The sequence below is a fragment of the Kitasatospora sp. NBC_01250 genome (assembly GCF_036226465.1).
Classification (GTDB): Bacteria; Actinomycetota; Actinomycetes; order Streptomycetales; family Streptomycetaceae; genus Kitasatospora.
The window spans coordinates 2333406-2353781 of sequence record NZ_CP108476.1 but is presented as its reverse complement, the minus strand read 5'-3'; the positions used below and the strand labels follow the sequence as shown (position 1 = coordinate 2353781).

The 20376-nt window shown below is 73.8% G+C and carries 21 protein-coding genes; 14 read left to right on the top strand and 7 right to left on the bottom strand.

Annotated elements, in window-relative coordinates; translation table 11 throughout:
• Window positions 1–6 precede the first annotated feature (6 nt).
• From OG500_RS09670 to OG500_RS09655, 4 genes are all read right to left on the bottom strand, one after another.
• Entirely contained in the window at window positions 7–831 is an 825-nt protein-coding gene (locus tag OG500_RS09670) for a nucleotidyltransferase (RefSeq protein WP_329578659.1), read from the bottom strand.
• Window positions 770–1237: a cupin domain-containing protein gene (locus OG500_RS09665; RefSeq protein WP_329578657.1), complete on the bottom strand. Its 468-nt coding sequence runs from the start codon at window positions 1235–1237 to the stop codon at window positions 770–772. Before OG500_RS09665 ends, OG500_RS09670 begins: the two co-directional genes overlap by 62 nt.
• The gene (locus OG500_RS09660) at window positions 1234–2460 is read right to left on the bottom strand and encodes a M48 family metalloprotease (protein ID WP_329578654.1); all 1227 of its coding nucleotides are present in this window, start codon (window positions 2458–2460) and stop codon (window positions 1234–1236) included. Before OG500_RS09660 ends, OG500_RS09665 begins: the two co-directional genes overlap by 4 nt.
• Before the next feature lie 80 nt (window positions 2461–2540).
• Window positions 2541–3671 (bottom strand): PP2C family protein-serine/threonine phosphatase, encoded by a 1131-nt coding sequence (locus tag OG500_RS09655; protein WP_329578651.1) that lies wholly within the window; start codon window positions 3669–3671, stop codon window positions 2541–2543.
• A 154-nt stretch (window positions 3672–3825) separates the two neighbouring features.
• Between OG500_RS09655 and OG500_RS09650 the strand changes: the two genes are divergently transcribed.
• Complete coding sequence (locus OG500_RS09650; RefSeq protein ID WP_327066110.1) at window positions 3826–5139, top strand: outer membrane protein assembly factor BamB family protein; 1314 nt, start codon at window positions 3826–3828, stop codon at window positions 5137–5139.
• Between the two features lie 36 nt (window positions 5140–5175).
• On the opposite strand, the gene OG500_RS09645 is transcribed toward OG500_RS09650, so the two are convergent.
• Both OG500_RS09645 and OG500_RS09640 read right to left on the bottom strand, forming a co-directional pair.
• Entirely contained in the window at window positions 5176–5610 is a 435-nt protein-coding gene (locus tag OG500_RS09645) for a hypothetical protein (RefSeq protein ID WP_327066109.1), read from the bottom strand.
• A 212-nt stretch (window positions 5611–5822) separates the two neighbouring features.
• Entirely contained in the window at window positions 5823–6296 is a 474-nt protein-coding gene (locus tag OG500_RS09640; protein ID WP_327066108.1) for a gamma-glutamylcyclotransferase family protein, read from the bottom strand.
• A 186-nt stretch (window positions 6297–6482) separates the two neighbouring features.
• Between OG500_RS09640 and OG500_RS09635 the strand changes: the two genes are divergently transcribed.
• The 8 genes from OG500_RS09635 (at window position 6483) to OG500_RS09600 (ending at window position 15787) form a co-directional block, all read left to right on the top strand.
• Window positions 6483–7451, top strand: coding sequence for an EamA family transporter (locus OG500_RS09635; RefSeq protein ID WP_327066107.1), 969 nt, complete (start codon window positions 6483–6485; stop codon window positions 7449–7451).
• Window positions 7452–7578: 127 nt separating this feature from the next.
• Window positions 7579–7812 (top strand): hypothetical protein, encoded by a 234-nt coding sequence (locus OG500_RS09630; protein WP_327066106.1) that lies wholly within the window; start codon window positions 7579–7581, stop codon window positions 7810–7812.
• A 325-nt stretch (window positions 7813–8137) separates the two neighbouring features.
• Window positions 8138–9964, top strand: coding sequence for a peptide-N4-asparagine amidase (locus OG500_RS09625; protein WP_329578644.1), 1827 nt, complete (start codon window positions 8138–8140; stop codon window positions 9962–9964).
• Window positions 9965–10732: 768 nt separating this feature from the next.
• Window positions 10733–12805, top strand: coding sequence for an ATP-binding protein (locus tag OG500_RS09620; RefSeq protein WP_329578642.1), 2073 nt, complete (start codon window positions 10733–10735; stop codon window positions 12803–12805).
• The gene (locus OG500_RS09615) at window positions 12802–13350 is read left to right on the top strand and encodes a roadblock/LC7 domain-containing protein (protein ID WP_329578639.1); all 549 of its coding nucleotides are present in this window, start codon (window positions 12802–12804) and stop codon (window positions 13348–13350) included. The genes OG500_RS09620 and OG500_RS09615 overlap by 4 nt, the downstream gene beginning before the upstream one ends.
• 32 nt (window positions 13351–13382) lie before the next feature.
• Complete coding sequence (locus tag OG500_RS09610; protein WP_329578636.1) at window positions 13383–13865, top strand: DUF742 domain-containing protein; 483 nt, start codon at window positions 13383–13385, stop codon at window positions 13863–13865.
• A complete protein-coding gene (locus tag OG500_RS09605; protein WP_442907017.1) occupies window positions 13846–14481 on the top strand; it encodes a GTP-binding protein in 636 nt (211 codons plus the stop codon). The genes OG500_RS09610 and OG500_RS09605 overlap by 20 nt, the downstream gene beginning before the upstream one ends.
• Before the next feature lie 67 nt (window positions 14482–14548).
• Entirely contained in the window at window positions 14549–15787 is a 1239-nt protein-coding gene (locus tag OG500_RS09600) for a styrene monooxygenase/indole monooxygenase family protein (RefSeq protein ID WP_327066101.1), read from the top strand.
• Window positions 15788–15845: 58 nt separating this feature from the next.
• Here the strand turns inward: OG500_RS09600 and purN are convergent, their stop codons facing one another.
• Window positions 15846–16469, bottom strand: coding sequence for a phosphoribosylglycinamide formyltransferase (gene purN / locus OG500_RS09595; protein ID WP_329578631.1), 624 nt, complete (start codon window positions 16467–16469; stop codon window positions 15846–15848).
• Between the two features lie 143 nt (window positions 16470–16612).
• On the opposite strand from purN, the gene OG500_RS09590 reads away from it, so the two are divergent.
• From OG500_RS09590 to OG500_RS09570, 5 genes are all read left to right on the top strand, one after another.
• Window positions 16613–17143: a GNAT family N-acetyltransferase gene (locus tag OG500_RS09590; RefSeq protein WP_329578629.1), complete on the top strand. Its 531-nt coding sequence runs from the start codon at window positions 16613–16615 to the stop codon at window positions 17141–17143.
• A gap of 44 nt (window positions 17144–17187) precedes the next feature.
• Window positions 17188–17850, top strand: coding sequence for a hypothetical protein (locus OG500_RS09585; RefSeq protein WP_329578626.1), 663 nt, complete (start codon window positions 17188–17190; stop codon window positions 17848–17850).
• A gap of 114 nt (window positions 17851–17964) precedes the next feature.
• On the top strand, window positions 17965–18546 hold the full coding sequence (locus tag OG500_RS09580; RefSeq protein ID WP_442907016.1) for a MarR family winged helix-turn-helix transcriptional regulator: 582 nt from the start codon (window positions 17965–17967) through the stop codon (window positions 18544–18546).
• Window positions 18543–19445 carry an ABC transporter ATP-binding protein gene (locus OG500_RS09575; RefSeq protein ID WP_329578623.1) on the top strand — a complete coding sequence of 301 codons (903 nt, stop codon included), beginning with the start codon at window positions 18543–18545 and terminating at the stop codon, window positions 19443–19445. The genes OG500_RS09580 and OG500_RS09575 overlap by 4 nt, the downstream gene beginning before the upstream one ends.
• Window positions 19405–20331 (top strand): ABC transporter permease, encoded by a 927-nt coding sequence (locus OG500_RS09570; RefSeq protein ID WP_329578620.1) that lies wholly within the window; start codon window positions 19405–19407, stop codon window positions 20329–20331. Before OG500_RS09575 ends, OG500_RS09570 begins: the two co-directional genes overlap by 41 nt.
• The last annotated feature ends 45 nt before the right edge of the window (window positions 20332–20376 follow it).

The following is a 20376-nucleotide window of genomic DNA, read 5'->3' as shown; positions in this document are numbered from 1 at the left end:
CGCCGGCTACGGCCGCGGCGTCTTCACCCCGTGGACGGCGGCGTACTCCTCGGCCAGCCACGGGCCCAGCTCCGTGAGCAGCAGGGCGAGCGCGCGTGGATCCGTGCTGCCGGCGCGGGCGATCGCGGCGGCGGCGCGCATCCGGTCGCCGTGCTCGGGGTAGTAGCGGGCGAAGACCTCGGCGGACTCGGCGAGATCGCTGGTCCAGCCCTGCCAGCGTGGCATCACGAGGGTGAAGCCGGCCCGCACGATCGTGCGGGCCGCGCCCCGGCTCAGCGTGCGGCGCTCCGCCTCGGTGCCGGCGGCCGTCGCGCGGGCCTGCCAGCGGGGCAGGAGGCGCCCGAGATCGCCGTTGGTCTCCCGGGCGAGCAGGCTGTCGGCGCGGTAGCGGGGGAGCCGCTCGGCGAGGTCGGGGCCGAGCAGCGGGGTGCACAGGCAGGCGACGAACCACCCCAGGTCGTGCCGCTCCAGCTCGCTGAGCAGCGTCTCGGCGCCGAAGAGCAGGATGCCAGCGCCGTTGATCTGCTCGAACCGCGCGTCGAGTCCGGCCTGCAGGGCGTCGGCGGCCGAGCGGTCGGCCGCCGTGGGCGGCCGGCGCAGCGCCAGCAGCAGATCGAGGTCGGACTGCCCGGGGACGGCCGTGCCGCGCGGGATGCTGCCGTAGAGGTAGGCGCTGTCCAGCAGTTCGGGGCCGAACGCCGCGGTGATCCCCTCCCGTGCCGCGGCGACCACCGGCGCGAAGGCCGCGGGCACCTTGCTCAGCGCGCCCTCACGGACGAACAGGCCGTGCTGGTCCAGGCCCTTGGGCGTCACGCCGATGATCTTCGTCATGGCCCTCAGCCTGCCACGGTCCCGCCTCCGGGCGCGCCTCGGTTTCGGTGCCGGGCCAGGACGGCACGGTGGCGGCGAGGATCACCAGCGCGTCGGCGCCCTCGTCCGCGCGGAACTGGAAGGCGGTCCCGAGCGGAATGCTCACCGTGATGCCGACCAGGAGCGCGGTGACCTCCTCCCGGTCGCCCTGCCGCCGCCACAGCCGGCCCGAGCCGGCCACCACGTGCCAGATCTCCTGCACCGTCGCGTGCGACACCGCCCGCGCCACCGCGCCCGCGGCCAGCTCGAAGCGGGCCATGCTGGCCACCCCGGGCAGCGCGCCGAGCGGCGTGACCGTGGAGCCGTCCGGTGCCGGCACGTCCACCGCGTCGGCGAGCTGCCAGGTCCGGTAGGGCTGTTGCGTCATCCCTGTCCCTCTCCGTGGGCTGTCTGGGCGGCCTTGGCCGCTTGGGCTGTCGCCCAGGCCCGTGCCGCCGCGATCCGGCGGGCCGTGCTCGGGTGCGTGGCGAAGAGCAGCTCCAGCAGCCGCGGCGGGTCCACATCCGCGACGTTGGTCAGCGCGAGGCGGCGCTGCATCGCGATGAACTGCTCCGGATCGCCGGTCAGTCGCAGCGCGTGCTGATCCGCCCTGGCCTCGATCCGGCGGCTCACCGCCGCCTGCACCGGCCCGCTCAGCGCGCCGAGCAGCGCGGCGAGGGCCGCGAGCAGCGGCAGCGAGCGCGGGTCGGCCACGTCGGGGGCGCCGGCGGCGGACAGCAGCGGGTGCAGCGAGGCCAGCAGGCCGAGCACGGCCACCGCCACCGCCGCGCCGAGGGCGCCCAGCGCGGTGCCGCGCGGCACGTCGCGGTGCACCACATGGCCCAGCTCGTGCGCGACCACCAGCTCCACCTCACGCGGTTCGGCGGTGCGCAGCAGGGTGTCGTAGGCGACGATCCGGCGGGTCGCACCGAACCCGGAGACATAGGCGTTGAGGGCGGTGGTGCGCCGCGAGGCGTCGGCGACCAGGACGTCCCGCACCCGTACCCCGTCCCGCTCGGCGAGGGCCAGCAGCGTGCTCCGCAGCTCGCCGGGCGGCAGCGGGGTGAAGCGGTTGAAGAGGGGCTCCACCAGCAGCGGGAAGAGGAACGAGAGCGCGACCGTGAGCAGCGCGGCGGCCAACGCCGCAGGGGCCCACCACCAGCGGGTCGACCACCCGGTGAGCGCGTAGACGCCGAGCACGGTGGGCAGCGCGATGAGCAGGCCCAGTGCCAGGGCGCGCAGCTGGTCCACCGCCCAGCCGGCCCAGCCCTGGGTGACCAGCCCGTAGCCGCGCCGCACCACCCGCACCCCGGCGGCGAACGGCAGCTCGACCAGCTGCCCGATCAGCACCAGCGCCGTCGTCCCGGCGAGCAGCTGGGCCGTCCACGAGCCGCCGAACAGCCCGCCGGCCCCGTTCACCAGGTGCGCTCCGGCGGGCGTCAGCCCGAGCACGAGGGTCACTGCCAGGCTCACCAGCCGCCCGCCGAGCACCCAGGGCACCTGCGCCCGCCGCAGCGCGCGCCCGCGGGCCAGCTGCTCGGGTGTGAAGTCGGGCCCGACCCCCGGTGGGTTGCCACCCTCGTGCCCGGCCTGCGCCGCCACCCCGCTCACCCGCGACCACCTTCCGCTCGCCCATCGCTGCCAGCCACCCTAGGCCGCTCACCCGCACGGCGGCAGCCGCCCCGCACCGGCTACCGCGTCCCGGCGGAGCCGTCCTCGGGCACCCGCTCCACCGCCACCATCGCCGCGTCGTCCCCCAGCCGCCCGCCGGCGTGGGCCAGCAGGTCGTGCCGCAGGTGTTCGAGCAGGGGCATGGGGCGGTCGGCCGTCCAGGCGCGCAGGCGCTCGGTGAGCGGGTAGAACGCGCGGGTGGCGTCGCGGGCCTCGATCACGCCGTCGGTGTAGATCAGCAGCCGGTCCTCGGCCGTGAACGGGAACTCCTCCGCGCAGTAGGCGCTCTCCAGCAGGTTGCCCAGCCCGAGCGGCGGCGCCGGGCACCCGGCGTCCAGCGACAGCACCTCGCCCCGGTGCAGCAGCAGCGGCGGCGGGTGACCGCAGTTGATGACCTGGATCCGGTCGCCCTTGTCGGGGATGTCCAGCAGCACCGCGGTGATGAACGACTCCGTCGGCTGCTGGTCCACCCCCAGCAGCAGGTCGGCCTCCTGCGGCGGAGCATCCTGCGGGTCGTCCAGCGGGCTGGGCTCCAGGGCCGCCGCCAGGTCCCAGCTGACGCTGCCGTCCAGATAGGCCGCCAGCTCCGGCAGCGAGGCCTGCAGGTGCGCGGCGGCCCGGAACGCGCCGAGCAGCAGCGAGGCCTCGCCCAGCGAGGTCAGGCCCTTGCCCCGGACGTCGCCGACCAGCAGCCGGGTGCCCGAGGCGGTGCGGGCCGCCGCGTAGAGGTCGCCGCCCACCTGGGCCTCGGCCTCGGCGGGCAGGTAGACCGAGGCGATCCGCAGCGAGCCGATCCGGGGCGGCAGCGGACGCAGCAGCACCTGCTGGGCGGCCGTGGCCACCGAGCGGACCTGGACCAGCTCGCGGGCGTGCCGGTCGCGCAGCGCCGTGAACGCCACCACCGTGGCCGAGACCACCACCAGGGCGGCGAGCTGGGTCTCGTGGTTGGAGGTGCCCAGGCCGTCGCGCATCACCCCGATCACCGTCAGCGCGGCCAGGGCCAGCAGGCTGACCAGCGCGGTCAGGCGGGTGCCCGCGAAGGAGGCGGTGATCGCGGGGGCGACCACGAGCAGCGGACCGAGGTGGATCTGCGGCGGGCTCAGGATGTCCACCGTGGTGATCACGACGATCAGGGTGAGGGGAAGCAGCACCAGGGCACTGCCGGATCGCCGGGGCCGGGGGACGAAGTCGTCGGAACGCCGCTGGGGAGGCACCTTTCCTCTCTACACCTCGCCTGCCCGCCGCGCACCGCGAGGTAAAGTCGCGGCCAACGGATCTCGGGGGCGGGGGCGAGGGGGAGCGGGCGTGAGCACGGGCGGGAGCGGGGGTTCCTGGCGCTTCGACGACGAGGAGGGCGCGGCGGGCGAGCCGATGGAGGTGCTGGCCGACCCCGCCTCCTCGTCCCCCGGGCGGCGCCCCGGGCCCACCCGTCGACAGCTGTTGTTCGGCGGGGCCGTGGTGCTGGCGGGCGGCGTCGCCTGGGCGGTGAGCCGCGGCTCGGCGAGCCCGCCCGCGCGGTCCGCCGCGCTGCCGTCCGCCGCGCCCGGCCCGGGCTCTCCCCGGCCGGCGCCCAGCGGGCCGAAGCCGCGCTGGACCTATCGCGGCACCGGGCGGCTCCAGAACGACCGGGTGGCCGGGCCCACCCATCCGCCGCTCTTCCTGTCCGGCGCCGACCTGGCGCAGCTCGATCCGGCCTCGGGCAGCGCACTGCGGCACTTCTCGGTCTCCACCGCGGGGCCGCTGATCGTGGGCGGAACGCTGCTGCTCGACGCCGGCGGTGCCGAACTGGACCGCATCACCGCCCACGACCTGGACAGTGGCGACTCGGACTGGCAGTACACCCTCCCGGCGAGCGGATCCGGCAGCGGGCCGGGGCAGCTGCGGGCGCTCGACAGCGACGGCACCACCGTCTACTGCCGCGGTGAGAGCTCCGGCGGGCCCGGCCCGAACGATCCCGGACTCACCGGGAGCACCCTGATCGCCGTCTCGCTCGCCACCCGCCAGCCCCTCTGGCAGGTGCCGCTCGACCACAACGAGCTGGCCCTGCGGCTCGCCGTGGTCCCGGGCGGACGACTGCTGGTCCAGGGCACCTTCAGCACGTTCCTGCTGGACGCCCGGGACGGGCACCGGCTCTGGACGCTCGGCGGGATCGGCTGGTTGACCGCCGACCAGCAGTGGATCTACGCGTCGGACAGCAGCACCGGGCTGCGCGTGCTCAGCCTGGCGGACGGCAGCGTGCACCGGACGATCAGCCCCGGGGCGGGGGAGTCCTGGCGCTACCTGTCCCCGCTGCCGGGCGACGGCGGGCGGCTCGTCCTCTTCAACGACGACGGGCTGGTCACCGCGCTGGACTCGCCCGACGGCCCCACGCGGTGGACCTGCCAGCTGCCGTTCCGGCTGGACTACCGCAGCCGGCCGCTGTCGGCGGGCGGCCTGGTGCTGGTGCCGGGGCCGACGGACGGCGGCGTGGTCGCGCTCGACGCTGCCACGGGGGCCAGGCGCTGGACCTTCCAGGACGGCGAGCCGGGCGTGGACGTCTGGTCGCTGACCACCGACGGCCGGTACTGCTACGCCGGGCACGACCTGGTGCTGCACGCCATCGATCTGCGGAGCGCGTGAGCGGGGGCCACCTGGGCGGGGCCACCTGAGCGGGGGCTACTTGACGACGGTCACGTGCACCGTCATGGTGCCCAGCACGCAGGGGGTCGGGTCGCGAGGGTCCTTGGCCGGGCTGCAGCTCGGCAGGTTCTGGTAGGACCAGGTGAGGTCGGTGTCACCGACGGCGGTGGCGGTGTAGAGCTCCTGCACCTCGCTCTCGCAGCCGGCGTTGGCGGGTGCGCAGCCCTCCGTGGTGACCTCCGGATCCTGGTGCACGATGCGGGAGTTGGCGCTGGTGCCGGTCGTCCAGGCGTGGGACTGGGCGTTGTGGACGGTGGCGACCCCCAGTCGTTGGCCGACGTGCAGCCGGACTTGGCTGGACTGGTCGGCGTTCGTGCTCAGGGGGAGGGCGATCGTCTGGGCCGGCACCGGCCGCGGCGTCCCCGATGAGCAGCCGGCCACCGCCAGCAAGGTCACTGCCAGCAGGCTCATGTGACGCTTCGTCAGATGATGGTGCGTGCATGTCGGGACCGTGGCCATGCTGCTTCTCCCCCGTGCCTGCTCGGCTACCGCGCCCGCTTCGGTGCGTGCGGGCGCGGTAGCCGAGCATAGAGGGTGGTCCGTGTACGGCCGCGGGGCGCCAGGGGTGCGGGGTGCGGGGCGCCAGGGGGAGCCGGTGGGGGCGGTGGGAGGTCGGCGGGAGGTCAGCGGGGGTCCGGCCAGCTGCCGGAGGCGATCGGGGCGGGGTTCGCCCGCAACCGGGCGGCTTCGTCCGGGCCGGCCAGGTAGACCCAGGCGGTCACCTGCTCAGTGGGGCCGGGGCCGGGGGTGCCGGTGGCGCCGGTATCGGTGGAGCTGTCGGCGGTGGTGACCGTGACGGGGAGCGGTCGGCGCACGTAGAGCCCGCTCCCGTCCGGGCGGCACTCCTCCAACAGGTCCAGCGCGGCCAGCACCTGGGCGAACTCGCCCGGCCGGACGGTGACCAGCTCGCCGTGCACCCGGCGCCGGGGGTCGGGGTCGGCGACCAGGTACGGGTAGCCGGGCCCCTCGTGCAGCAGCGCGCCCGGCAGCACCGCCGGTTGGATCCGCGCGCAGTGGCCGCCCAGGAAGTGCGCGTGGTTGCGCTGCCCGGGGCGCAGCGTGCCGTAGACGAAGAACGGCAGCGAGCGGTCGGTCACGGTGGGCCTTCCTTCTCCGTGGCGCGGGTGTGGTGCACCGTCGATTCTCGCCGCTGGCCGGGTGCCGGGAACAGGGGCCTGCTCGGTCCTCCCGGCCCGATCGGCCCGTGATACCTGCTGGCGGCGCAGGGCTCCGATGCGCTCTGATGTCCCCTGGCCGGACAGCACCGACATGGGGAGACACGCATGACATCGATGGGGGCCCAACGCTCCGCCGCCGCCTCGGACCCGGGTCCGGGCCCCACCGCCCCGCCCGAACCGGGTGGCGTGCGGATTTCCAGCACCGTCTGGGCCGCGCTCGCCGTGGTCTACGTGGTCTGGGGCTCCACCTACCTCGGCATCCGGATCGCGGTGGAGACCATGCCGGCGCTGCTCTCCGGCGCGGTCCGCTTCCTGGTCGCCGGGCTGTTGCTGTTCGGCGTGCTTGCCTGGCGGCTGGGGCCGGGCGCGCTACGGGTGACCCGGCGCCGGCTCGGCTCGACGGTGCTGGTCGGCGTGCTGCTCCTGGTCGGCGGCAACGGGCTGCTGGTGCTGGCGGAGGGCCGGATCCCGTCGGGGCTGGCGGCGCTGCTGGTGGCGGTGGTGCCGCTGTGGGTGGTGCTGCTGCGCACCGTCTTCGGTGACCGGCCCGGGGGAGCGGCGCTGGTCGGGGTACTGCTCGGCCTGGTCGGGCTGGGGGTGCTGTCGGCAGCCGGGTTCAGCGGCAGCGTGTCGCTGAGCGGCGTCGTGCTGATCATGGTGGCGTCGTTCTCCTGGGCGGTCGGCTCCTTCGCGTCGAGCCGACTGCCGATGCCCGCCAACCCGCTGGTGGCGAGCGCGTACGAGATGCTGGCGGGCGGACTCGGCTGCCTGCTGGTGGCGCTGGCCCGGGGCGAGGAGCGCGGCCTGGACCTCGGCGCCGTCTCCACCCGCTCCTGGCTCGCGCTGGCCTACCTGATCGTGGTCGGCTCGCTGGTCGGCTTCACGGCCTACGCATGGCTGCTCCAGTCCGCCCCGCTCAGCCTGGTCGCCACGTACGCGTACGTGAACCCGGTGGTCGCGGTCTTCCTCGGCTGGCTGGTGCTCTCCGAGCGGCTGACCGGGTCGGAGCTGCTGGGCGGCGCGATCGTGGTGGCGGCGGTCTGTGTGGTGGTGAGCACGGAACGGCGTCGGTGAGGCCGGCGGAGCCCGGGGGGCGGAGGGTGTCGGCATGGGTGGGCGGGCTGCGCCGGCGCGGGCGGGCAGGGGGCGCGGGGCGGCCGTACCTTGGGGGGGAGGGGGCTAGGAGTGATTGGAGTCCTTGATGCCTGGTTCCGTCACGATCGGCCACACCGAGGCCGTCACCGCTGTCGAGCACGCGGATGCCGAGCGGCTGGCCGTGCTGCTGGATGAGATGGGCCACCTGCTGGCCATGGGCGGCCCCAACCGCCTGACCGACGCCCAGGTCAGCGCCCTCTGCGGTGGCCAGGAGCGCAGTCGGGACGAGTTCGCCCGCTGGTGCCGTGGGATGGCGGCCCACCTGCACGAGAAGCACTAAACCCGCGGCGCGGTTTGCGGTTTGCGGTCTGCGGTCAGCTGATCGCTGAGGGCCGACCGCTGACCGCTGACAGCCGACGGTCGTCAGCGGTCAATCGGTGGATAGCAGATGACGGATGACAGATTTCAGAATCTGTCATCCGTCATCTGCTATCCACTATCCACTATCCAGTCTCCGCTCTCTGCCATCTGCTATCCGCCAGCGCTTTGACCACATCGCCCCAACGCCCGCCCCCATCGCCCCATCGTCCCCCCGACAGAGCATCAACCCCCCTGCCAGGCACGGCACACGGAACCCTTGACAGTGATCGCGGGCCCGTGAGTACATGCCAACCGTGCCGATACCCGCTCCCGCCCCAGCCTCCCTGCGGCGCCCGCTCGCCCGCGCCGTACCCGCTCTCGTGCTGGCTTTCGCCGCCGCACTCTGCCTCCCCACCGCCGCCACGGCGGCGACCGCCCCCGCCGCCCGCGCCCTCGCGGCACCTGCGACCGCATCTGCGACCGCACCCCTGGCCACCCCCGCGGCCACGCCCTCCACCGGCGCCCCCGCCCCCACCGGGCACCTGGAGACCAACTACGGCAACCCGGCCACCGCGCTGCCCCCCATCAGCCGGCCGGACACCCCGCACTGCACGGTCACCGCCATGCAGCACGACTTCGCCAACAGCTACGGCCAGCCGTTCACCGGCACCCTCGCCCCGCCCGCGTCCTGCTCGGGACCGTGGAACAAGGTGGTGCTGGACTGGAGCGGCAGCGTGGCGGGCCGTCAGTACGACCGGCTGGCCGGGGTCTGGATCGGCGGCTCCGAGGTCCTGCGCACCAGCACCCCCGAGCCCGACCCCGCCGGCATCAGCTGGCACGTGGACCAGGACCTGACCAGCTTCATCCCGCTGCTGCGCACCCCGCAGCCGCTCGTGGTGGACCTCGGCAACGTGGTCAACTCCACCTACACCGGCGTCTACCACATGACGCTCACGGTCACCTACTACCAGGCCGACCGGCACCACCCGGCGGCCACCACGGCCGACCAGGTGCTCCCCGTCTCGCAGTCGACCACCGCCGCGGGCTGGTGGACGCTGACCAAGGGGCAGACCGCCACGTCGACGCTGACCTTCCCGCGCAACCTCACCAGCGCCCACCTCCAGCTCTACGCCCGCGGGGGCGGCTGCGAGGAGTTCTGGTACTCCAACGTGCCGGACGACTACGCCGCCGCCCACCCCTCCTGGGGGCTCTGCGGCGGCGGCACCTACCGCGAGGTGCAGGTCCTGGTCGACGGTCGGCTCGCCGGGACGGTGCAACCGTTCCCGGCCATTTACACGGGTGGGATCAGCCCGATGATGTGGCGTCCGATCCCCAGCATCGACGCGTTCCGCACCCAGCCCTACGACGTCGACCTGACGCCGTTCGCGGGCACCCTCACCGACGGCAAGCCGCACACCGTCACACTGGTCCCGCCGGCCGGGATCAGTGACGGCTGGACGCTCGACGGCAGCCTGTTCCTGAACACCGACCCGCTGCGCGCACAGACCGGCGGCGCGGTCACCACCGACACCATCACCGCCGCGCCGCAGGTGGCCACCACCGAGACCGCGCAGGCCGACGGCGGCGAGCTGATCACCGCGAGCACCGGCCGCGACTGGACGGTGGCCGGCTACGTCGACACCTCGCGCGGCCGGATCACCACCCGGCTCGATCACCACGCCGAGTACCGCAACAGCGACACCATCTCCGGCCAGGGCCAGAACCAGGTCACCTCGCAGCAGGACAGCGGCTGGACGGTGACCAGCACCGACCGCGGCCACGGAACCCCGGAGCAGGCGCGCAGCAGTTGGTCCTACCCGATCGACGTGACCAGCACCTACGTGCCGGGCTCGGACGCGGACAGCTACCTGGCCCGCGGTCAGGTCACGGTGGCCCGCCATCTGGTGGACGAGACGCGCCGCGGCAACGGGCGCTGGCACGAGCAGGCGAGCACCGACGACCGGATGTCGTCGCAGGGCGTGCTGCAGCGCCAGTCCGGGACCATGGTGCAGGCCGACGGCAGCTCGGACGAGCACTACGTGGGCCGCACGGCCGACGGCGGCTGCTACGACCACGAGTTGGCCTCCGATCACGGCTACCTGACGCTGGACAGGCTCCGCTCCTGTCATTAGGGCCTGTCCAGTTTCTGTTCCGGCGGTAGTTGACGGTCCGTGTGCCGTCGACTGCTGCCGGAAGAGGTGCCACGGACCGCAATCGCCGCGCTGATCCGGATTCCCTTCGTCGGCGAACTCTCCACTCGTCGCCCCACCGTGGACGGCGATCGTCGCCCGATCCGAAAAGCGCTTTCCGCCCACCTCGGCCGGGCTCGCCGGATTCGGCTCGCTCGCGCACCGTCCCCGGCCGGGGAACACGGCGGGAAAGGGATGCGGAACCGGCGAGGCGGTGGTCTGCGGCTCCGCGAATTCTCCGGCCGGCGATCTGTCGCGCCGTCCGCCCGCGTGCTCCCACGGTGCGGGCGGACGAGGCGTCAGGGACCCGTCAAAGTGCCTCTGGCCTGCCCTCATGTCCGTTCGCGGATGGTCGGAGCATGCGGCGCCGGACCTTCGTCGGGCGGGGCGCGGCCAGCCGCCTGATGCTCCGTCGGCCGAGTGGCCGGTATGACCCTGTGTGCGATGAGATCTCCGTCACATCATCGTTCCCGAAGGTTTTCGTCCGACGGCCAGTGATACATCTGTGACCTGCGGAAACGCGCTGCAGTGGGCATCGCACTTGGAGGATCGACCAAGTCCACCGACTGAGTTGATCTTGTTCTCGACTGTGTTCTGCGCTTCACTCGTGCGGGTGTCAGCGGCGGAACGGGGTGCGGCCGCCTGTCTGAGAGTGCGATCGGGGCCGGGCGCGGCGTCGATGCTTGAGGCCTGACGAGATTGAGAGCACCTTTGCGTAAGAGGACCGCGCGTCAGAAACCCGCGCTGCGCCGCCACCTGGCTCGGGTGACGGACCGGCGGCTGCCGCGTCGCCTCCTCGGGACGCTCGTCGCCCTGCCCGCCCTGACCTCGCTGACGGGCTGCGACACCGGGCACGGACAGGGCGGCAGTGAGCTGTGGGTCGCCGGTGGCGCCGCCGCCGTGGTGCTGCTCGGCGGGACCGCGGTGGTGGTCCGCAGGGTCACCGCCCGGCCGTTGGAGAAGGCCCGCGACCTGGCCACCCGCAACCTGGCCGCGCTGCTCGACGAGCGCGGCGGCCTGTTGGAGGAGCGCGCCCGGCTGACCGCCGAACGCGACGCGCAGAGCGGTCAGGTGCAGTCGCTCGCCGGAGAGCGCCGGATGCTGCTCCAGGAGCGGGAGGAACTCCAGCGTCAGCAGCAGGAGTTGAACCGCAAGTGGAGCGAGGCCGTGGCTGCCGGCGGCGAGTCGGCCGAGCGGGTCGAGGAACTGCTGCGCGAGTGCGAGCTGCTGCTGGCCGAGCGGGACGGCCTGGCCAAGGAACGGGACGAGCTGCAGGGCAGCGTCGACGCGACCTTCGTCAACCTCGCGATGCGCACCCTGACCCTGGTCGAGCGCCAACTGGTGCTGATCGAGGCACTGGAGAGCCGTGAGGCCGACGCGGCCCAGTTGGAGAGCCTGTTCCGGCTCGACCACCTGGCCACCCGGATGCGCCGCAACAGCGAGAACATGCTGCTGCTGGCCGGGTTGGAGAACAGCTCGCGCAGCCGCAAGACCGTCACCCTCCTGGACGTCGTGCGGGCCGCGGTCTCCGAGATCGAGCGCTACGAGCGGGTCAGGATCGGTTTCCTGGCCGCCGTCCGGCTCTCCGGTGCGGTCGCCGACGACACCAGCCATCTGCTGGCCGAACTGCTGGAGAACGCCACCGCCTTCTCCCCGCCGCAGGAGCAGGTCGAGGTCGGCGGCTGGCAGCTCGACAACGGCGAGGTGATGATCTCGGTCAGCGACCGGGGCATCGGCCTGCCCGCCGAGCGACTGCACGCGATCAACGGGCAGCTCGCCGAGCCGTTGGCCTCCGGGGCAGCCGACCGCCGGGACGTGCTGCTCTCGGGCGCGCTGTCCGGCCGCAGCATGGGCCTGTTCGTGGTGGCCCGACTGGCCGCCCGGCACGGCGTGCGGGTGCAGCTGCGCGAGAACGGGCAGGGCGGCGGCGTGACCGCCATGGTGGTGCTGCCGCGCGAGGCGCTGCACCAGGACGGGACGGGCACGGCCGACCTGGACGACCAGCGGCGCGCCGAACGCAGCGCCGCCGCTCAGGCGCAACAGGTCCGCACAGCGGCGGAGTTCGCCGCGGCCGAGCTGCCGTCGGCAGCGCCGTCGGCGGCATCGTGGCCCGCGCCGTCGGCAGCGCGACCGGAGGCGGGTGCGGGCGGCGAGGCGGCTCCCGACGCGGAGCTGCCGCCGTTGCCGCGCCGTCGCCCGGCCCATGCGGCGCCGGGTGCCTCCCCCGCCGAGCCGGCGCCCGCCGCCCCTGCCGCGCCCGCCGCAGGCACGCCTTCGGCGGACCCTGCCGCCGGGCCGGCGCCGGTCGCCGAGGACGACCGGGCCGCCGAGATCGACCCGCCGACCCAGCAGTTGATGGTCGGCCATCTCCGCCGGGCGCTCGGCGCCCAGGCCGGGGCAGCCGCCGAGACCCCGGCAGGCACCGAGTCCGCCGCCGAAGTCCTCCCCGAGGCCGCCCCCGGCGCCGGTACCGCTGAGGCCACCGAGGCCACCGCGATCCCTGAGGCCACCGCGGCCCCCGAGGGCGGCGAGGTCACCGCGCTCGGCCTCCCGAGGCGGGTTCCCCGAGGCGGTGGGCTCCCGGGCACCGGCGAGACCCCGACCTCCGGCCTGCGCCGGCTCGCCGCCGAGCCGACCGCTCCCGAGACCGGCCAGGGCACCGCCGCCACGCCGCCGCGCCGGCCCCGTACCTCCGCCGAGGAACTGCGCCGCAGGCTCGGCGGCTTCCAGAGCGGGCTGCGTCAGGCGGCCCGCGACTCCGCCGCCGAGGAACAGGACCGATGACCGAGCCCGACCACCGGAACACCCCGGCAGCCGCCCCGCTGTCCAGCTCGTACGCGACCCCCTACGCCCTGGGACAGCCCGCCACCGGGCAGGCCGGTCCGGGGCAGGGTCAACTCGCCGTCAGCCACCAGCCGGTGAGCCAGGGCGCGTCCAACGTCCGATGGCTGCTCGGAGACTTCTGCGGCTCGGTCATCGGCGTGGAGGAGGCCGTCGTGGTCTCCTCGGACGGGCTGCTGCTCGCCGACGCGCGGCACAGCACGCGCTCCGACGAACTGGCCGCCATCGTCTCGGCGTTGACCAGCCTGGCCGGCGGTCTGGCGCGGGCCATCGAGTTCGGCGGGGTCAAGCAGACCATGGTCACCATGGACGAGGGGCACCTGGTGGTGATGGCCATCAGCGACGGGTCCTGCCTCGGCGTCTACGCCTCGCTGCACAGCGATCTCGGCGTGCTGGCCTACCAGATGGCGCTGCTCGTGGAGCGCGCCGGACATGCGCTGACACCCCAGGTGCGCAGCGAACTCCACCGGGCGATGGCCGTCCGATGAGTGCAGAGACGAGTCCAGAGGAGGTCGGGAGCATGCCTGGCACCGTCGGGAGCGGGAGTACGGGGAACGGTGGGTTCGGCCCGAGCGGCCCCGGGGGCGTCGGCCCCGGACACGGGCGGCGCACCGACACCGCCCGTCCCGGGCAAGGGCGTTCGTCCCGGGTGCGGCCGTACGCGATCACCCGCGGCCGGACCAGGTTCGGCCGGGTGCTGCTGGTCGAGACCCTGGTGTCGGCGCTCAACCGGCCGGCCGACCCGGCCGACCGCGGGCTGCCCGAGCTGACCGCGATCTGCGATGTCTGCCGGGGGCAGATGCGCTCGATCGCGGAGATCTCCGCGTTGCTGCACATGCCGCTCGGCGTGGTGAAGGTCCTGGTCAGTGACCTCGCCGACCAGGGCAGGATCCGGGTGCACGGTGCGGACGTGGCCGACGGTACGGATCTGGCCGGGGAGCTTCCCGGTGCGTCGAAGCGTGATCTGCTGGAGAGGGTGCTGGGTGGACTTCGCAAGCTCTGAGGCGGTGCCGCCCGGCGTCCCGTTGGTCGCGGGGAACGCGACCTCCACCAAGATCGTGGTGGCGGGCGGGTTCGGCGTCGGCAAGACCACCTTCGTCCGCTCGGTCTCCGAGATACCCCCGCTCACCACCGAGGCGGTGATGACCGAGGCGAGCGTCGGGGTGGACGACACCGCGGCGGTCCCGGCGAAGACCGCCACCACGGTGGCGATGGACTTCGGGCGCATCACCCTCGAATCCGACCTGGTGCTCTACCTGTTCGGCACGCCGGGGCAGGGCCGCTTCTGGTTCATGTGGGACGACCTGGTGCGTGGCGCGGTCGGTGCCGTGGTGCTGGCCGACACCCGTCGACTGGCCGACTCGTTCCCGGCGTTGGACTACTTCGAGGGAAGCGGGCTGCCCTTCGTGGTGGCGGTCAACCAGTTCGACGGCGCGCCGGTCTACACGCCCGAGGCGGTCCGCGACTCGCTGGCCGTGCCGGAGCAGGTGCCGGTGCTGATCTGCGACGCCCGCCGGCGGTCCTCCGCGGTCGAGGTGCTGACCGCCCTGGTGACGCGCGCGCTGGCCGTCGACCCCGGGGCGCCGTCCGCCGGTTCGGTTCTGACCGCCCAATTCTGACAGTTCATCAAGTGCCGTGGAGCCGTCAGGCACGTCAGTGATCCACCAAGCAAGAAGGCAGGCAGCGATGCGCAAGATACTGATCGTCGGGGCCGGGCAGGCCGGACTCCAGCTGGCGCTGGGCCTCCAGTCGCACGGCTACGACGTGACGGTGATGACCAACCGCACCGCGGCCGAGGTACGCGACGGGCGGGTGCTCTCCACCCAGTGCATGTTCCACACCTCGCTGGGCCACGAGCGCGAGCTGGGCATCAACTTCTGGGAGGACGCCGCACCCAAGGTCGAGGGGCTCGGCGTCTCGGTCAGCGGCCCGGAGTCCGCCCGGGTGATCGACTGGGTGGGCGAGCTGGACGGCTACGGGCAGTCGGTCGACCAGCGGATCAAGATGTCCGGCTGGCTGGAGACCTTCGCCCAGCGCGGCGGCCAGGTGGTCATCCACGGCGTCGCCGTCTCGGACCTCGACTACTTCTCCCGCACCTACGACCTGGTCCTGGTCGCCGCCGGCAAGGGCGAGTTGGTCTCGATGTTCGGCCGCGACGCCGCCCGGTCGCCGTACGACGCGCCGCAGCGCGCCCTCGCGGTCTCCTATGTGCACGGCCTCGGCCCGCGCCCGGAGCACGACTTCAAGGCGGTGCGCTGCAACCTGGTGCCGGGCGTCGGCGAGTTGTTCGTGATCCCCGCGCTGACCATCTCCGGCGCCTGCGACATCCTGTTCTGGGAGGGCATCCCCGGCGGCCCGCTGGACGTCTTCGGGGGCGTCAAGGACCCGGGCGAGCACCTGCGCCTGACGCTGGACCTGATGAAGACCTACACCCCCTGGGAGTACGACCGCGCCCGCGGCGGCGTCGAACTCACCGACGCGGGCGGCACGCTGGCCGGCCGCTACGCCCCGGTGGTGCGCAACCCGATCGGCGAACTGCCCAGCGGCGGCCTGGTGCTGGGCGTGGCCGACGTCGTGGTCGCCAACGACCCGATCACCGGCCAGGGTTCGAACAACGCGGCCAAGTGCGCGGCCGTCTACCTGGACGCGATCCTGGCCCACGGCGACAAGCCGTTCGACCGGGACTTCATGCAGGCGGCGTTCGACCGCTACTGGGAGAACGCCCAGCACGTCACCAAGTGGACCAACGCGATGCTGGCCCCGCCGCCGGAGCACGTGCTCAACCTGATCGGCGCGGCGGGTCAGCTCCCGGCCGTGGCCCACCGGTTCGCCAACGGCTTCGACAACCCCGCCGACTTCGAGAACTGGTTCTACGACCCGGAGAAGGCCGGCGCCTTCCTGGCCTCGGTCACCCCGCAGGCCTGATCCGGCCGGCGATCCCACCGCCCCGCCCCGCACTCCCGCGTGGGCGGGGCGGCCCGCTTCAGGAGCCCTCGGCGGCACTGGTGGCACCGGCGGCTCCGGCGGCCAGTGCCAGCGCCTGGACGGTGGCGGGCAGCAGCGCGTGCTCGATCGGCAGCACCCGGCCGGCCAGGGACTCCACGGTGTCCCCCGGGCGCACCGGGACCGGCCGGGCGGCGAGCACGGTGTGCGGCCGGCCGTCCGGCACCACCAGGTGGACGGAGACACCGGTGAGGCACTCGCCCGCGGCGAGCACGGCGCGGTGCACGCGGTGGCCGTGCAGCCCGGGCCCGGTGTGGCGGGGGAGCAGCGACGGGTGGACGTTGACGATCCGCCCGGCGTACTCGCGCAGGGTGCGGGGCCCGAGCCGTTTCAGATAGCCGGCGGTGACCACCAGATCGGTGGCGTGCTCGCGCAGTTCGGCCACCACGGCGGCGTCCAGGTCGGCGGACTGCGGATGGGTGCGGCCGGACAGGTGCCGGGCCGGGATGCCCGACTCCCGTGCGTGGGCCAGGGCACCGGCGCCGCTGTTGTTGCTGATCACCAGTGTGACGGCGTAACCGGCGCCGGGCCGGCCCGCGGCGGCGGTCAGCGCCCGCAGGTTGCTGCCGGTGTGCGAGGCGAGCACCGCGACCCGAAACGTCATGGCCCGATCGTCCCGGCCGGGACCCGCCGCCGTCCCACGACCGGTGCATGCCGGTGGAGTGTCCCTGAGGTCGCGCCGTCGACTGTGGCAGTTCCGACCCGCCGCCGGAGGTCCTAACCTGGGCTCCGACGAAAGGGGCGGCGATGCCGGAGAGTTCGGGTGCGATCGAGGTCCGGCGGCGCTGGTCCGGGGATCTGGACGGCTGCGTGGCCGCGCTGGCCGGTGTGCACGAGGCCGACGGCTATCCGGTGGACTGGCCCGCCGACCCGGCCCGCTGGCTGGTCGAGTCGGACCAACTCGCCTCCTGGGTGGCGGTGTCGGCGACCGGGGGGATTGTCGGGCACGTCGCGCTCGGTCGTGGGACCGGGTCCTCGGCCGGCGAGGTCTGGGCGCGGCGGGCCGGGCGGGAGGCGGCGGAGGCGGGTGCGGTGGGCCGGCTGTACGTGGCGCCGCTCGCGCGCGGGCGCGGGCTCGGTGAGCGGTTGCTGGCCTCGGCGGTCGGGCAGGCGCACGCGTGGGGGCTGCACCCGGTGCTGGACGTGGTGACGTCCGGCGCCGCCGCCGTCGCGCTGTACCAGCGGCTGGGCTGGGAACTGATGCTGACGGTCGATCAGATCTGGCCCAATGGGTCGGTGGTGGCCGTGCACTGCTTCGCGGGAGGCGAGGGCGCCTGATCGGCCCGGCTGCGCGGTGGGCGGCCCCTGGTAGCTTTCGCCGCATGAACAATGATCATGGAGTACGCCGACCCGCCCCCGTCACCGCGGACGACGTCGATCAGGCCGTCCGGCTCGCCCTGGCGACCCTGGCGGGGGCCGTCGACGCCGACTGGTCGGTGCCGGCCGGCGAGTTGGAGTGGGACTGCTGGGAGACGCTGGAGCACGCCGCGGACGGCCTGTGGGCCTATGCGGCCCAGGTGGTCACCCGGCGGGTCCCGTTGGACCGCTACCTGGCGCTGCGCTGGCATCGGGAGCGGCCGGGCGGTCCGGCGAACGCGGTGTGGGGCCGGCGCGAGGAAGGGCCCACCGCACTGCTCGAACTCCTCGAAGCCGGTGGCGCGTTGCTGGCCTCGGCGGTGCGGACGACCGATCCGCAGGTGCGCGGCCACCACTCGTACGGGGTCGCGGATCCGGAGGGGTTCGCCGCGATGGGCGTGGTGGAGACCCTGGTGCACACGGAGGACGTGGTGCGTGGGCTCGGGCTCGACTGGGCGCCGCCGGGGGAGTTGTGCGAGCGGGTGCTGGCGCGGCTCTTCCCCGAGGTGCCGCGGGAGGGCGCGGTGGCGGACCAGTGGACCAACCTGCTCTGGGCGCTCGGCCGGGTCGAACTGCCCGGACGGCCGCGCCGCGTGTTCGAGCAGTGGCACAGCGCGCCGCTGGCCTAGGGATGCCTGAAGGGCGGTGCCTGAAGGGCGGCGTCCGAAAGGTGGTGTCCGAAAGGTGGTGCCTGGAAGGTTGCCTCTGGACAGATAGCTCTTATTGAGAGCTAAAATTATCGTATGCCTGTCACCGACCCCGGGATCCCCGCCGCGCGAAGCTCGGACCCGGACCCCATCGACGAGTTTCCCGCCCTCCTCGCGGGCATCCCGCGCCTGGTGCGCCGCCGCCTGCGCCAGGAGCTCACGGTGCCGCGCCTGCGCGGTGCCCAGGTGGAGCTGCTGCGCCTGGTGGCGGCCAACCCCGGTCTGCGGGTCTCGGCCGCCGCCAAGGAGCTGTGCCTCGCGGGCAATTCGGTGTCCACCCTGGTCAACCAGCTGGTCGCGGACGGTCTGCTGCGCCGCGAGGTGGATCCGGCCGACCGGCGGGCGGCGCTGCTGCACGTCACCCCGGCGGCGGCCGAGCGGCTGGAGGTCTGGCGGGCCAACCACCAGGCGCTGGTCGGCGGCCTGGTCGCCGGGCTCCCCGCCGAGGACCGGGCCGCGCTGGCCGCCGCGCTGCCCGCGTTGCGCCGCCTGGCGGCCGGACTCCAGCGCGGTGACAGTGACCGCGGTGACGACGACCGTGGTGACGGCGACCGCGGTGACCGTGACAGCGACCGCGGTGACCACGACCGCGGCGACGACGGAGGGGACGACCGATGACGGACACCCGCACCGACACCGACACCACCGGCGCTGCGGCCCCACCTGCCCCGGGCGAGGCCGTGGTCTGCCACGACCTGGAGTACTCCTTCGGCCACGGCAAGCGCGGCTCGGCCCCCACCAAGGCCGTGGACGGCGTGGACCTCACCGTGCACACCGGCGAGGTGTTCGGTCTGCTCGGCCCGAACGGCGCCGGCAAGACCACCACGATCCGCGCCATCACCACCCTGCTGCCGGTGCCCGCCGGCATGGTCCAGGTCTTCGGCCAGGACGTCGCCCGGCGCCGGATGGAGGTGCGGCGGATGCTCGGCTACGTGCCCCAGCAGCTGTCCGCCGACGCCGGGCTGACCGGCCGGGAGAACGTCGAGCTGTTCTCCCGGGTCTTCGACGTGCCGCGCGGCGAGCGCGGCCCGCGGGTGGCCCAGGCACTGGCGGCGGTCGACCTGGCCGAGGCGGCCGACCGGCTGGCCGGGACCTACTCGGGCGGCATGGTGCGCCGTCTGGAGCTGGCGCAGGCCCTGGTCAGCGCGCCCCGGCTGCTGGTGCTGGACGAGCCGACCATCGGGCTGGACCCGATCGCCCGGACCAGCGTCTGGGAGTGCATCGACGCGGTGCGCCAGGCCACCGGCATGACCGTGCTGGTCACCACCCACTACATGGACGAGGCCGATCAGTACTGCGACCGGGTGGGCCTGATGGACCGCGGCAAGATCCGCGCGCTGGGCACCCCCGAGCAGCTGAAGGACCAGGTGAGCGAGCAGGACCCGGAGCTCGAACACCCCACCCTGGATGACGTGTTCCGCCACTTCGCCGGGCGCGACCTCGGCCGTGGCCAGGCACCGGAAGGAGACTTCAGCGATGTCCGCCGTACCCGCCGCACCGCTTCCCGCGTCGGCTGACCAGGCCGCGGGCGCTACCGCCACCGCCACTGCCGCCGCCACCGACCAGGCCGGCGCCGGGCAGTCGCAGGCCCGCCGCCCCGAGCTCGGGCTGCTGCTGGTCCCGCCGCGCGCCCGGACCGGCTGGCGACTGGTACCCGCCCGCGTAATGGCGATGTGCGCGGTCGAGCTGCAGAAGCTGCGCCACGACCGCACCGAGCTCTACACCCGTGCCGTCCAGCCGGCCCTGTGGCTGCTGATCTTCGGTGAGACCTTCACCAAGCTGCACGCCATCCCCACCGGCGGGATTCCCTACCTCGACTACCTGGCGCCGGGGATCATCGCGCAGTCCGCGATGTTCATCGCGATCTTCTACGGCATCATGATCATCTGGGAGCGCGACTCCGGGGTGCTCACCAAGCTGCTGGTCACCCCGACGCCGCGGGCCGCCCTGGTCACCGGCAAGGCGTTCGCCGCCGGGGTGAAGGCGGTGATCCAGGCCGTCGTGGTGGTGCTGATCGCCGCCGCGCTCGGGGTCGCGATGACCTGGAACCCGCTGCGGCTGCTGGGCGTCGTGGTGGTGGTCCTGCTCGGCTCGGCGTTCTTCTCCTGCCTGTCGATGACCATCGCCGGGATCGTGCTGACCCGCGACCGGCTGATGGGCATCGGCCAGGCGATCACCATGCCGCTCTTCTTCGGCTCCAACGCCCTCTACCCGGTGGCGCTGATGCCGGGCTGGCTCCAGGTGATCAGCAAGGCGAACCCGCTGAGCTACCAGGTGGACGCGCTGCGCGGCCTGCTGATCGGCACGCACGCGCACCTGGTCTCCGACTTCGCGGTGCTGGCGCTGGCCACGGCGCTCGGCATCACCGCCGCCTCGGCCCTGCTGGGACGGCTGGCGAGGTAACACCCCGCGAACCGACGAGGGGGTGACCGCTGAGCAGTAGCGGCC